Genomic DNA, 12,558 nt, shown 5'->3' on the forward strand with positions numbered 1-12,558 from the left:
GCAGGCTAATCAGCGCGGCGCGGATACGACTTCGAGCGCCGCGAGGTTCGAAACATAGCGCCCGGCCTTGCCGTCGTTGGGGATCACGAGGCGCGCAAAACCGGTGGATGTCAGCGGGGCGCCATTCATCGCATAAGCGACGATGTCGGGCTGATTGCCAAAGTCCGACGACAGTTCGGCAAGCGAAATCACGACGCGATAGCCATCGCTGCCGGTTGCGATCACGTAGAAGCCGAGCAAGTCGTTTTTAGTCGCAGTGTTGGTCTGGATGCCCGCTGCGTTGATCAGGTCCCACAGGCTCGCGCCCGTGTAGCTATTTCCGCCAGCCGTGCGCGTGACGGGAGGCAGCGCCTGCAATGCTGCCGTGTCGAAAGTCGCCGGGTGATTCAGCGCACCGAGAAGCTGGAACTGCGTCGTGAGACCGCCGCCGCCCGCCGTGACCGTGGACATCGCGGAATGGACTTCGAGCTTGACGAGGTTCGAGACGTATCGGCCGCCTTTGACGTCGCCGGGAGCAGTGACGCGCAGTGGACCGTCCGTGCTGTTGAGAGCCGCGCTCGCGCCGTTGAGCGTCTCGGCATAGGCCACCAGATCGCCGCGATTGCCGAAGTCCGGACTCAGTTCGCCCATTGCAAACAGCGCGCGATAGTTGTCGCTGCCGGTCGCCACGACATACTTGCCCAGCACGTCGTTGTGAACCGCCGAATTGACGACGATGCCAGCCTGGTTCAACACGGACCACACCGTCGCGCCGGTGTAGACGTGGCTTTGCTGGCCCGTGCCGCTGCCGAAGGAAACGGTTTGCGTGGTGGCTGGAAGTGCCTGGATCTGCGCGAGCGTGAGATTGCCCGGCGTGGCGACTTCACCGGACACGGACAAGGTCGCCTTCGGTGCGGGTGGCGAGTCGTCGTTGCCGCCGCAGGCCGTGACCGCGAACGGGAGCAACGCGAGCAAAAGCAGCAGCGAGGCAAGACGCTTGAAGTCGTGTGCGAAGCTCATCGGTGAGGTCCTTTATTCCGGGATCGTTATCGTCGATATATCGGCTCGCTATATCTACGCCGATACAACGCATAACGCTTACAGAATCGAAGGGAAATGGCAATGGGTAGTAGCAACTAGGAACAACGATGAGCGTATTGGTCATACAGAGCGGCGCCGACCGAATTCGAAAAAGCCGGCCGCGCGAGCGTTCGCAACGGCGCGTTGAATCACGGCCGGGTTCGGGAACGCAGTAATACTGGTAGCATCCACCCTCAGCCCGCACCCCGCCTTCCGGCAAGACAATGACAGACTCAACCGACCGCACCGTCTCGCTCGGCCCGCTTCCCTATGTCGTGGCCGCGACGTTCTTCATGGAGTATCTCGACACCACGATCATCGCGACCGCGCTGCCGCAGATGGCGCATTCGTTCAGTACGAGCCCCAATGCGCTGAGTCTCGGCATGAGCGCCTACATGATCGCGCTCGCCATCTTCATTCCCGCAAGCGGCTGGGTGGCGGACCGCTTCGGCTCGCGCAGCGTGTTTTTCAGCGCGATCGTGACCTTCACGCTGGCGTCCTTGCTCTGCGGCATCTCGCAGAACGTGGAGCAGTTCACGGCGGCCCGGGTTCTGCAAGGCATCGGCGGCGCGTTGATGGTGCCGGTCGGCCGCTTGACCGTGGTACGCAGCGTCGACAAGAAGCAGTTGATGCAGGCCATCTCTACCATCACGTGGCCGGGCATCGTCGCGCCGGTGGTCGGGCCGCCCATCGGCGGCTTCATCACCACGTATGCATCATGGCGCTGGATCTTTCTGCTGAATCTTCCGGTGTGCCTCGTCGTATTGCTGGCCGTGCTGAAGTGGGTGCCGAATCTGCGCAGCGGCGAACGCCGGCCGTTCGATGTCACCGGGCTCATCCTGAGCGGCCTGTCGCTCACCGCCATCCTTTATGGCGCCGATATGGCAAGTCAGCCGGATACCAATCCGTGGGTCGGACTGGCCGTGATCGCGGTTGGTCTCGTCATCGGTGTGATCGCTTATCGGCATGCGCTCGTCGCGCGGCATCCGCTCATCGACGTGACGACGCTGCGTATCCCCACGTTCTCGGTGACCGTGGTGACAGGCACGTTTACGCGTATCGGCATCGGCGCCGTGCCTTATCTCATGCCGCTTCTGTTTCAGATCGGCTTCGGGCTGTCCGCGTTCAAGTCGGGCCTGTTACTGCTTGCAAGCGCTCTGGGCAATCTCGGCATGAAGGCGCTCACGACCGGCATCCTCAAGCGCCACGGCTTCAGGAACGTGGCGATCATCAACTGTGCGGTATGCGGCGCGTTCACCATTGCATGCGGCCTGCTCACGCCGGCGTCGCCGCTCGTACTCACGCTGCTCGTGATCTTCGTTTATGGCGTGACGCGCTCGATGCAGTTCACGTCGCTCGCCACGCTCGCTTACGCCGATGTACCGACGCAGCAAATGAGCGCCGCCAACACGATGTGGAACGCGGCGATGCAAATGAGCATCGGGCTCGGCATTGCATTCGGCGCGTTGGCGTTGCGCACGGCATCGGCTTATCACGGCAAGGACGGCGCGCACGCGCACACCTTCACACTCGACGACTTCCGCCTTGCGTTTCTCGCTGCGGGCGTGGTGACGCTCGTGTCGATCTACGGCTACGTGAAGCTCTCGCGGGATGCCGGGCACAAACTCAGCGGCGCATCACGATGAAGCCCGCCGCATGAGCAGCGATAAAAAAACGCCCGCGACGGACCTGTCGCGGGCGTGTTCCATGGCGGGTCATTGACGACTCTCTGCCTACCGGAGAAACACCGCGCGTCAGGAACGGGGTGTCTCTGACACGACCCTCGGTGATGTCCCACAGTATGGGTCTAATAAACGCAATGACATAGGTGAATGCCCGCGCTGACGGTCGAGACGGCACCGTTCGCCACGAATTAGATGTCGTCCTCCATTCGCCCCGATGATTGCAATGCCGTAAGAGCCTGAATGATCGCGAGATGCGTCAACCCTTGCGGCAAGTTCCCGAGGTACTCGCCGGTTTGCGGGTCCGCCATCTCAGGGTAGATTCCGACGCCATGCGCGAGCGCTTCGATGACCGCATCGAAGGCCTTCGTCGCGCGGTCTTTCTGTCCCAGCAACGCGCGAGCTTCGATCTGCCAGAACGTGCACGCGAGAAAGCACCCTTCTTCTTCCGACGCACGGCTGTATCGATAGTGATATGCGCCTTCGCCCAGTTCGCGTTGAATGGCGTCGAGCGTACGTTCGGCGCGTTCCTTGCCGTCATAGCGAAAGCGTGTGGCGAGCGCCATGGACGCGTCGAGCTTGTCGCTGCCCGGATACATCACATATGCGCCCTTCTCTTCGGACCAGCCATGTTCCTCGATCCATTGCTCGATGCGATCGCGCTCACGCGCCCATCTATCGCGGCATGTGGTCGGCAACTGCCCGCTATCGGCCAGTTCGACCGCACGCGCGAGCGCTTCCCACGCGCTGAGTTTGGACATCGTGTAATGCTGCGCTTCCTCGAGTTCCCAAATGCCCGCGTCCTTCAGACGCCAGCGGTCGGCGCATTGATCCGCGAGACGCGAGAGCGTCTGAGCGCTCTGTGAATCGAGGATATTCCCCGCGCGCACGAAAGCCGCGGCCGTTCCAAAAATATCGCCGTAAATGCCGTGCTGATGCTGATTGGTCGCGGCATTGCCTGTGATGACCGGCGCAGAATTCATGTAACCAGGAAGGCCGGTCTCGTGCACATCCGCGACGACGTCGCCCGACAATGAAAACAACACGCGCGCGCCTTGCGTCTCGATCCGCTTCAGCAGCCACGTAAAGGCCGCCTTCGCTTCTTCCTGCGCATTCATGCGCAAAAACGCCTTGATGGTGTAGCCCGCGTCGCGTATCCAGGCGTAGCGATAGTCGAAGTTCTTCTTGCCGCCAATCCGCTCGGGCAACGATGTAGTCGCGGCCGCTGCAATCGCGCCGCTCGGCGAAAAAAGCAAGAGCTTGAGCGCAAGCGCGCTGCGAATCAGAAGCGGCCGATACGGCCCGTCATAGCGCAGCTTCGTGGTCCACTCGCGCCATTCGTTGTCGGACTTGTCGATGCGCCTGTCGATATCCTCGATTGGCGGCACGACGAGCGGCTCGTCTTCGCCCGCGACGATCGCCACGGTCTCGCGCTGTCCCTCACGCACGACCACATGCGCGACGACACCGGCATCCGCGCGTTCGTCGACGACCACACCTTCGCTATGCAGAAAGAGCCCCAACACGCGGCCCGCATGAAACACCGCGCGTTTGCCGATCATCGAACAATACGGATTGATCGTATCGTCCTGACGCCCGAAGACGATGCGCAAGTCGAATCGCATCTCACCCTCGATGCCTTCAATGCGCCGTGCTAACTCGGCCCAGGGGAGTCTGCCCGCGCCGCCGCTGTTGTGCGACTCGACCAGCCTCGCGCGGCCCGACGCGGTGGTGAAGACGGTCTCGAGCACGTTGCTGTCGTCGCGATAACGCCGCTCGACTTCGAAGGCTTCGGCGGGCGTAATGGCAAAAAAACCGCCTGTTTGCGGATTCAGCAACCGGTCGAAAAGCGGCGGCGAGTCGATGCTCGGTACGCACTACCAGTCGATCGATCCATCCGCTCCACTCAACGCAACGGAGCGGCCATCGCCCAACGCGCCGTAGGCATCGAGCGGCAGAAAGCCATCGGCGTCACGTCGAGTCTTCTCTTTGCGCGAATTCAATTTTTCGGCACCTTGTCGATGCCTTCGGCCGGATTGCTCGTGTTCACGAGTTCCGGCGACTTCACGGCGCGCAGCGTCTGCAACTGCGCGGACGTGTCGATACGCCGTGTGCGCACGAACGGATCGAGCTTGACCGGTCCACCGGTTTCAAGTGCCTTGACGATGCCTTCGATCACGCGCACATCGGCGAAACCTTCTTCCGCGTCGGGCTCCGGATGCGTGTCGTTCAAGATGCACTCCGAGAAGTACTTCATCTCGCCGCCGAAGTGGTCCGTGTTCTTGAACGAATGATTCTCTTCGTCCTGGCCGATGGTCACGGCCTGTTCGAGCGGCTTGCCGTACGTATAGCACGGCTGCATTGCGATGCTTCCCTTCGTGCCGACAGCAAAGAACGACTCCAGTGCGTTGGCCGCATACGACACGACGAACTGCGCGAGCCGGTCGCCGGGAAATTTCAGCGTGACGGCGACGGTGTCGTCGAAATCGCCGAGACCGGCTTCCGGATGCCGCACGCCGACAGCCGAAACAACCTCGGTCGGCTCGTCCTCGAACACGTAGCGCGCGGCGTTGAGCGGATACGGTCCCATGTCGAAGATCGGGCCCGCCGTGATGCCGCTCGTCGCGCGATGGTTTGCCGGGTCCACCTTCTGCACGAACGTGGACGTGAAAAGAATGATGTCGCCGAGCTCTCCCGAACGAATGCGTTCGATGGTCGACAACGTGCCGGGTTCGAAATGCAAACGGTAAGCGACCATCAGTTTCGCCGTCGATGCCTTCGCTGCTTCGATGATCGCCTGACATTGCTGCGTGGATACTTCCAGCGGCTTTTCGACGAGCACATGCACGCCCGCTTTCAGCGCCGGAATGACGAACTCCGCATGGCGCCAGTTCGGCGTGGCAAGGTAGATGGCATCGATGTTGCCGGAGGCGAGCATCTCATCGAATTGCTCATAGCCATAGGTGTGCGCTACATCGTATTGCTCGCTCAATTTGCGCGCCTTCTCGGGATCGCTCGTTACGAGCGCGGTGATCTCCGAGTTATCCGTGTGACTCACGCCGGGCATCATCGCTTCCTGCGAGATGTCGCCCAAACCTACGATCGCATAGCGGACTTTCTCGCTCGAACCCAAACCTACTGCGGACAAAATACTCATCGTTGCGCCTCTTTTGGAGAGTGACGGTGACGGACAGGCATGCGCCCGAACGCCGGCCGTGAGACTCAGGGAAGGCGCAACTTTTGTTCCAAGGGGTTAATTTCGTGCGACGGTTACGAACGGCCAATCAATCCGCGGCCGGCTTCATGAGCAACGTCAACACCGACTCGACCGCGAGCATCCGCTGCTTCTTGCGTGTCGACTTTTTGGCGAAGTCGACATCGAACAGTGTGCCGAACGTATGCCGGTTCGACACGCGATAGATGCACAGCGCGCTGATCAGATAGTGCAAATCCACCGCGCCGATGTCGCGTCGGAACGTACCCGCCGCAATGCCGCGATGGAGAATGCTCGTCAGCGTTTCGAGCACCGGACGATTCGTCGCCTTGATGGTCGGCGACTTCTTCAGGAACGCGGCGTTGTGTATGTTCTCGATGCTGATGATGCGGCTGAACACCTGATTATTCTCGTGAAACTCGAACGTGTTCTCGATATAGCGTGAGAGCAACTGCTCGGCCGGACTTTCTTGATCGAGACGCGTGGCTTCCTCGGCATCGCGGATCAACGAATAAACGTGCTCAAGCACCGCGAGATAGAGCCCGTCCTTGTTCGTGAAGTAGTAGTAGATCATCGCTTTCGATACGCGCATGCGCTCGGCAATCGCGTCCACGCGCGCGCCCGTGTAGCCGTGCAGCGCGAACTCTTCCGTGGCGATTTGCAGAATCTCGGCGCGCGTGCGCACAGCGGCCAGATCGCGCTGATTCGTCCGCTTCGGCTCGGGCGCGGGAACGGGTTCGTAGGTATCGGATGGCATCGGGTCGTTCAAGTAGATGGCTGGCGACTGGGGTTATCCCCAAGTGTCCATGTTTCTCCATCGATTAATCTACCACCACCGATTTAACGAACCTACTAGTTAGTCAGTGAAATCGAGGAACGAACGAGACATCGGAGGCGGCAATGAGAGTCTGCGTGACGGGCGGCAATCGCTTTATCGGTGCGTGGCTGGTCAGACGCCTGCTCGCCGAAGGACAAACGGTGCGTGTGTTCGACCTGAATCCGCCGGGCAAGCTGATTCGTGTGCTGCTAGGTGCATCGCTTGAACGCGTGGAATGGTTGCAAGGCGATATCGGCAATACCCGCGCGGTCGATCAGGCGCTCGCGGCTTGCGATGCCGTCGCGCATTTCGCCGGCGTGCTCACGCCCTTCTGCCAGAACGATCCGGTGCGCGGCGCGACCATCAACGTGATCGGCACGCTGAACGTCTTCGAGGCCGCGAAGAAGCACGGCATCGCGCGCGTGGTCTACACGAGTTCGGCGGGCGTCTACGGACCGAAGCACGCGGCGTATCCCGAACCGACCACGCACTACGGCGCATTCAAGCTCGCCACGGAAGGCTGCGCGCGTAGCTATTGGTACAACGCCGGTCCGGACGGACGCGCGGTGGCCAGCGTGGGCTTTCGTCCATTCGTGGTCTACGGTCCGGGGCGCGAAGACGGCGCAAGCGCGGGCGTGAGTCTCGCGTGCCAGGCGGCGGCGCGCGGCGAGCTCTACACGATTCCCTTCACCGGCCGCACCGGCATGATCCATGTCGACGATGTCGTCGGAGCCTTCTGGGCCGCCCTCACGCGCGTGGTCGAAGGCGCGCATGTCTTCAATCTATGCGGCGACGTGCAAAGCACCGATGCGCTCATCGAAGAGATCGGCAGGCAAGTGCCCGGCGCGCGTCTTTCCGCTAGCGGCCCGCCGTTGCCGATTGTCGCGGACCTTCCGCCCGACGACTTGAACCGCGTGCTTCCCGGCTTGCCCGTGACCTTGCTCGCAGATGGCGTCGCGCGCTCGCTCGCGTTCTTCGCCAAGCATGACACGCTCGAAGACGGCGCTGAAAGCGCCCAGGACATTCAACCCATCAGCCTGAACGCCTGACGCCATGACGCATTTGCTCTCCCTTGCGCACCTGACCCTGATCGAACTCACGCCGCCGGAAATGATCGAGGCCGCCAGCGCGGCGGGCTTTCGTTCGGTGAATCTGCGGCTTGCGCCCGTGGCGCCCGGCGAGCATCAGCATCCGATGATCGGCGCCACGCTCACGCCGATGATGCGCGAGACCCTCGCCCGCATGTGCGATCTGAACGTAGCCGTGCACGATGTCGAAATCGTGCGCCTGCTGCCCGATACCGACATCGACGCGCACGAGCCCTTGCTTGCGGCGGCCGCCGAACTCGGCGCGCGTCACATGCTGGTTGCGGGCGACAGTCCGGACGAAGCGGCCATCGCGGATCGCTATGCGCGACTCTTCGAACTCGGCGCGCATTATGGCATTGGAATGGGGCTCGAATTCATGCCGTGGACAGGCATCAAGAACATGGCGTCCGCGCGTCGCGTGCTGACGCTTGCGGGCACCGGCTCGATCATCGTCGATTCCATGCATGTCGATCGTTCGGGTGGCAGCGCGGAGGAAATCGCAGCATTGCCCGCGAACCAGCTCGCGTATTTTCAGTTATGCGATGCGCCGCGCGAACGTCCGACGACCGACGCCGAACTCATCTTCCAGGCGCGGCAGGCGCGCTTGCCACCGGGCGATGGCGGTATCGATCTGCGCTCGATGGTCCGCGCGCTGCCGCCCGACACCGTGATATCCGTCGAGATTCCGATGCACGGCTTGCCGAATCTCGCGCCGCCCGTGGAGCGTGCGCGTGCGTTGCGCCGTGCAAGCGAAGCGCTCATCGCCGAAGCCGCCGCTGCGGGTCCGCTTGCCGGCAGGCGCGCAAATGTGACGAGTTACTGAGGCCACATGTCGACGCAATGGGATCGAGAAGCGGACTTCGTGATCGTCGGTGGCGGCAGCGCGGGTTGCGTTTTGGCGAACCGGTTATCGGCGAGCGGCGCGCATCGCGTGCTTCTCATCGAAGCCGGCCCGCGCGACCGTCATCCGATGATCCATATTCCTGCTGGCTTTCTTTCGCTGATCGAGCATCCGGTTCTGAGCTGGCGTTATCGGTCGGCGCCGCAGCCGCACATGGATTCGCGCGTGATCGCTTATCCGCAGGGGCGCATGCTCGGCGGCACCGGGTCGATGAACGGCATGCTCTATGTGCGTTCGGCCAGAGCGGAACATGCGCGTTGGGTCGATGAAGGTTGCGCGGGCTGGTCCTTCGACGACATCCTGCCCATCTACGAACAGATGGAGAATGCGGGCGGTGCGAGCCCGGCGAACGTCTTGCCGGTGAATGATTTCATGGAGACGCATCCGCTCAGTCAGGCGTTTCTCGATGCGTGCGGCCAAACCGGAATGACGGTCCGCGCAAGTCATAACGGCGTCGAGCGCGAAGGCGCGGCGCCGTTTCAGCAGAATCGCGCGGGACGGTTTCGCGCGGGGCCGGCGCAGACGTATCTTCGGGGTATCGGCAAACGAGCGAATTTCGGGTCGATGACCGACACGCTTGCCGAACGCATTCTCTTCGATGGCACGCGTGCGGTTGGCGTGCAGGTGTCGCAAGCGGGACGCACGATCAAGGTTCGCGCGCGTGCCGAGGTGATCGTGGCGTGCGGAGCGATCCGCTCGCCGCATCTATTGCAGTTGTCGGGCATCGGGCCGGGCTCGCTGATTCAGAAGCTCGGCGTGAACGTCGTGCACGAGAACGACAACGTCGGCGAGAATCTGCGCGATCACTATTCCGTGCGCGTCACTCAACGCGTGCGCGGCCAGTCGACCTTCAACGAACGCACGCATGGCGTCGCGCTCTTCAAGGAACTGTCGCGCTATGTGGCGGGAAAGGGCCTGCTTACGTGCGGCGCAAGCACGTGCGCCGCGTTTGCCCGCAGCAGCGCTGAAGCCAACGCGCCCGATCTGCAACTGAGCTTCGCGCCCGCGAGCTTCGAGCCAGGCACGTATGCGCTCGAACGCGAGCCGGGCATGACACTCGCCATCTATCAGTCGTACCCGCATAGCAAGGGCAGCGTGCACGCCGCTTCGCCCGATGCTCACGCGGCGCCCGTCATCTCTCCACGCTACCTCACGGATGCGCGCGATCAAGCGACCGTCGTCGCGGGCCTCAAACTTGGCCGCAAGATTTTTTCGATGACCGCGCTTGCGCGATACATCGAGCACGAGACGCTGCCGGGCGATAACGTCATCGCCGACGATGCGCTCCTCGACTATGCGTTGGCTCGCGGTGTGTCGGGGTATCACTTGGTCGGCACGTGTCGAATGGGCGGCGGCGAAGATTCCGTGGTCGATCCCCGGCTTCGCGTGCGCGGCGTGCAAGGCTTGCGCGTGATCGATGCATCCGTTCTGCCCGGTTGCACGTCCGGCAATTCGAATGCGCCGACGATCATGGTGGCGGAGAAAGGCGCGCGGATGTTGATGGAGGATGTGGGCGAATCGAGATTACGACATTGACTATCGTCAATCTGTGACGTCATCGACGAAATGGGCCACGGGATGCCTGAAGCTGGCTAACGATCGAACATCGATGCATGAGATAGGCGTCGCATGGGGGCTGGCTTCACGGCTTTCATGCTGAAAAAGCTCCTCACTTGATGCCGGCCTGCTCTATGCGAATTGAAAGCCTGCGGCACGCTGTTTGCTGCCTCAAAAGCAAGCAGGCGGCATTCGTCTGTTTCCATATTCCAATCCCTTAAAGGAGACGGATCATGAGCAAAGCAATCAGCACTTTAGTCGCGGCCGTCGCCGCACTCACCCTGTCGGCCGGCGCTTTCGCGCAGTCGGCAGGCGGTTCGAACGGTGGCGCGGGTTCTTCCGGGAGCACGGCCAGCCCGGCGAATCAGGTGAACCGCGCAACGGGCGGCTACGGCACGCCGGGCGTGACGAACTCGGACAGCGGCATGGGCGCTCGTGCGCCGAATTCGGGGCTTCCTAGCGGCACGAACGGCACTTCGACGTCGGCCACGAGCGCACCGAAGACCAATAACACGCTGGCTACCCCGAGCGTGGTTTCGCCGGCAGCGGGTCAATAACCTGGCGTGAAGATAGCGGCGAGACAGCATCGTGCGCCGCGTGAAAAGGCCGCTTTCCTCAGGGAATGCGGCCTTTTTCGTTTGATCACGCGAAAAGCGATTTCCAGTAATCGGAAAAACATTTCAGCAACCGTGTAAAAATTTTAGTGCCGGTCATTGGGCTGGAGACAGGCTTCCAAAGCACTTAGGAAATTCATGTTCCTTGCCGATATACAGGCATGAAACCCAACGACCCATTTCCCACCGGATCATACGAACTGCGCTTGACGGACGCCGACCTGGCGCACTTGCGCATCGTCATTCCGGACGAAGTGCGCGATCGAAACCGCGTGCTGCCGCTTGCATACTGGCGGCGGCGTGTCATGCAGATTTTGGAAACGAGGCATCTGGTGCCCGCGCAACTGGCCGTCGCGTCAGCCCTGCTCGCGCAGATCGATTCGGCTGTCGAGACTGAAACGCCGCTTGCGAAGGCGAGTTGAACGCTCACACGCCTCACACGCTTCACACCGAAACGCTGCCACACAGTGTTGTCGATGGATGACACTATGCTCCGCTCTACTCTCCCCTTTTCCGCTTGAAAGCCAAGCCCGGACTACATCGGCATATCTTATGCATTCACTTCGGTAATCCTGAAAAGACCGCACTGCCTCATAACAACGACCATGGCATCGGAAACCGAACTGGAAGACTGGCGCCGCGCCGCACAAAAGCTGGAACTGGCCGTGGCGAGCGCCGTGGTGGGACAGCGTGAAACCATCCATCTAATCAAGATTGCGCTCTTCGCTCGCGGGCACGTGTTGCTCGAAGGCGGCGTCGGCGTTGGCAAGACGACCTTGCTGCGCGCCTTCGCTCGCGCGACCGGCGGCGACTTCGAACGGATCGAAGGCACCATCGACCTGATGCCGGGCGATCTCATCTATCACACCTTCGTCGAGGCCGACGGCAAACCGCGCATCGATCCCGGTCCGCTCTTGCGGCACGGCGAAGGTCTGACCACGTTCTTTTTCAACGAGATCAACCGGTCGCGCCCGCAGGTTCAATCGCTCCTGCTTCGGGCGATGGCCGAGCGTTCCGTCTCCGCCTTCGGCCGCGAATATCGCTTTCCGCATATGACGGTGTTCGCGGACCGCAACAAGGTGGAGAAGGACGAGACCTTCGAACTGGCTTCCGCCGCGCGCGACCGCTTCCTGTTCGAACTGAACATGCCGACGCCTTCGGACACCGATGTGCGTCGCGCGCTCGTTTTCGATCCTGCGTTCCATGACGCCGATGCGCTCATCGAAAGCGTCCCGTCCGCCGTGATCGATTCGACGCGTCTCAACGATATCGGCGCGGCGATCCAGCGTAGCGTGACGCTCAGTCCGAGCATGGAAAGCTACATCCTGAAGATCTGGGAGGCGACGGAAACGCCTCAGCGCTTCGACATTCAACTGGATGGCGTCGACATGGAGCGGCTGATCCTTGCCGGCGCAAGTCCGCGTGGCATGAGCGCGCTGGTGCGCGCCGTGCGCGTGAACGCCTGGCTCGACGGCCGTCTGCACGCCATTCCCGAAGACGTTCATACGGTGCTGCTGCCCGCGCTCGGTCATCGCGTGTTCTTTACGCCCGTCTATGAGATGCGTCGGCAGGAACTCGCCGAGGCATTGACCGCGACGATCATGCGGAAAATCGCGGTGCCGTGAT

12 protein-coding genes are annotated in these 12,558 nt (G+C 61.9%); 7 read left to right on the forward strand and 5 right to left on the reverse strand.

Translation table 11 applies throughout. The annotated features are described in order from the left end of the window. Positions 1-9: 9 nt before the first annotated feature. A complete protein-coding gene (locus tag QCE79_RS16050) occupies positions 10-999 on the reverse strand; it encodes a molybdopterin-dependent oxidoreductase (protein ID WP_309845903.1) in 990 nt (329 codons plus the stop codon). Positions 1,000-1,283: 284 nt separating this feature from the next. Between QCE79_RS16050 and QCE79_RS16055 the strand changes: the two genes are divergently transcribed. After that, on the forward strand, positions 1,284-2,705 hold the full coding sequence (locus QCE79_RS16055) for a DHA2 family efflux MFS transporter permease subunit (RefSeq protein WP_244831515.1): 1,422 nt from the start codon (positions 1,284-1,286) through the stop codon (positions 2,703-2,705). 227 nt (positions 2,706-2,932) lie between these two features. Here QCE79_RS16055 and QCE79_RS16060 read toward each other — a convergent pair whose 3' ends face one another. From QCE79_RS16060 to QCE79_RS16075, 4 genes are all read right to left on the reverse strand, one after another. Continuing rightward, positions 2,933-4,579 carry a glycoside hydrolase family 15 protein gene (locus QCE79_RS16060; protein ID WP_309845905.1) on the reverse strand — a complete coding sequence of 549 codons (1,647 nt, stop codon included), beginning with the start codon at positions 4,577-4,579 and terminating at the stop codon, positions 2,933-2,935. A gap of 39 nt (positions 4,580-4,618) precedes the next feature. Then, positions 4,619-4,744: a hypothetical protein gene (locus tag QCE79_RS16065; protein ID WP_309845906.1), complete on the reverse strand. Its 126-nt coding sequence runs from the start codon at positions 4,742-4,744 to the stop codon at positions 4,619-4,621. After that, the gene (locus QCE79_RS16070) at positions 4,741-5,898 is read right to left on the reverse strand and encodes a Gfo/Idh/MocA family oxidoreductase (RefSeq protein ID WP_309845908.1); all 1,158 of its coding nucleotides are present in this window, start codon (positions 5,896-5,898) and stop codon (positions 4,741-4,743) included. Before QCE79_RS16070 ends, QCE79_RS16065 begins: the two co-directional genes overlap by 4 nt. Before the next feature lie 127 nt (positions 5,899-6,025). Beyond that, positions 6,026-6,712 carry a TetR/AcrR family transcriptional regulator gene (locus QCE79_RS16075; RefSeq protein WP_309845911.1) on the reverse strand — a complete coding sequence of 229 codons (687 nt, stop codon included), beginning with the start codon at positions 6,710-6,712 and terminating at the stop codon, positions 6,026-6,028. A 143-nt stretch (positions 6,713-6,855) separates the two neighbouring features. Between QCE79_RS16075 and QCE79_RS16080 the strand changes: the two genes are divergently transcribed. The 6 genes from QCE79_RS16080 to QCE79_RS16105 all read left to right on the forward strand — a co-directional run bounded on the left by QCE79_RS16080 (position 6,856) and on the right by QCE79_RS16105 (position 12,557). Next, positions 6,856-7,821, forward strand: coding sequence for an NAD-dependent epimerase/dehydratase family protein (locus QCE79_RS16080; protein ID WP_309845914.1), 966 nt, complete (start codon positions 6,856-6,858; stop codon positions 7,819-7,821). A gap of 4 nt (positions 7,822-7,825) precedes the next feature. After that, a complete protein-coding gene (locus QCE79_RS16085; protein ID WP_309845916.1) occupies positions 7,826-8,683 on the forward strand; it encodes a TIM barrel protein in 858 nt (285 codons plus the stop codon). 6 nt (positions 8,684-8,689) lie between these two features. Continuing rightward, the gene (locus QCE79_RS16090) at positions 8,690-10,297 is read left to right on the forward strand and encodes a GMC family oxidoreductase N-terminal domain-containing protein (RefSeq protein ID WP_309845919.1); all 1,608 of its coding nucleotides are present in this window, start codon (positions 8,690-8,692) and stop codon (positions 10,295-10,297) included. 254 nt (positions 10,298-10,551) lie between these two features. Further along, the gene (locus QCE79_RS16095; RefSeq protein ID WP_244831533.1) at positions 10,552-10,875 is read left to right on the forward strand and encodes a hypothetical protein; all 324 of its coding nucleotides are present in this window, start codon (positions 10,552-10,554) and stop codon (positions 10,873-10,875) included. 218 nt (positions 10,876-11,093) lie between these two features. Continuing rightward, positions 11,094-11,354 carry a hypothetical protein gene (locus tag QCE79_RS16100; protein ID WP_244831535.1) on the forward strand — a complete coding sequence of 87 codons (261 nt, stop codon included), beginning with the start codon at positions 11,094-11,096 and terminating at the stop codon, positions 11,352-11,354. A 183-nt stretch (positions 11,355-11,537) separates the two neighbouring features. Beyond that, the gene (locus QCE79_RS16105) at positions 11,538-12,557 is read left to right on the forward strand and encodes a MoxR family ATPase (RefSeq protein ID WP_309845922.1); all 1,020 of its coding nucleotides are present in this window, start codon (positions 11,538-11,540) and stop codon (positions 12,555-12,557) included. Position 12,558: the final 1 nt, after the last annotated feature.

The organism is Caballeronia sp. LZ003, assembly GCF_031451465.1.
Classification (GTDB): domain Bacteria; phylum Pseudomonadota; class Gammaproteobacteria; order Burkholderiales; family Burkholderiaceae; genus Caballeronia.

What these genes read in the sequence shown, in the direction of transcription:
- QCE79_RS16050 (WP_309845903.1), bottom strand. Translation starts at nt 999, where the DNA reads ATGAGCTTCGCACACGACTTCAAGCGTCTTGCCTCGCTGCTGCTTTTG.
- QCE79_RS16055 (WP_244831515.1), top strand. Translation starts at nt 1,284, where the DNA reads ATGACAGACTCAACCGACCGCACCGTCTCGCTCGGCCCGCTTCCCTAT.
- QCE79_RS16070 (WP_309845908.1), bottom strand. Translation starts at nt 5,898, where the DNA reads ATGAGTATTTTGTCCGCAGTAGGTTTGGGTTCGAGCGAGAAAGTCCGC.
- QCE79_RS16075 (WP_309845911.1), bottom strand. Translation starts at nt 6,712, where the DNA reads ATGCCATCCGATACCTACGAACCCGTTCCCGCGCCCGAGCCGAAGCGG.
- QCE79_RS16080 (WP_309845914.1), top strand. Translation starts at nt 6,856, where the DNA reads ATGAGAGTCTGCGTGACGGGCGGCAATCGCTTTATCGGTGCGTGGCTG.
- QCE79_RS16085 (WP_309845916.1), top strand. Translation starts at nt 7,826, where the DNA reads ATGACGCATTTGCTCTCCCTTGCGCACCTGACCCTGATCGAACTCACG.
- QCE79_RS16090 (WP_309845919.1), top strand. Translation starts at nt 8,690, where the DNA reads ATGTCGACGCAATGGGATCGAGAAGCGGACTTCGTGATCGTCGGTGGC.
- QCE79_RS16095 (WP_244831533.1), top strand. Translation starts at nt 10,552, where the DNA reads ATGAGCAAAGCAATCAGCACTTTAGTCGCGGCCGTCGCCGCACTCACC.
- QCE79_RS16100 (WP_244831535.1), top strand. Translation starts at nt 11,094, where the DNA reads ATGAAACCCAACGACCCATTTCCCACCGGATCATACGAACTGCGCTTG.
- QCE79_RS16105 (WP_309845922.1), top strand. Translation starts at nt 11,538, where the DNA reads ATGGCATCGGAAACCGAACTGGAAGACTGGCGCCGCGCCGCACAAAAG.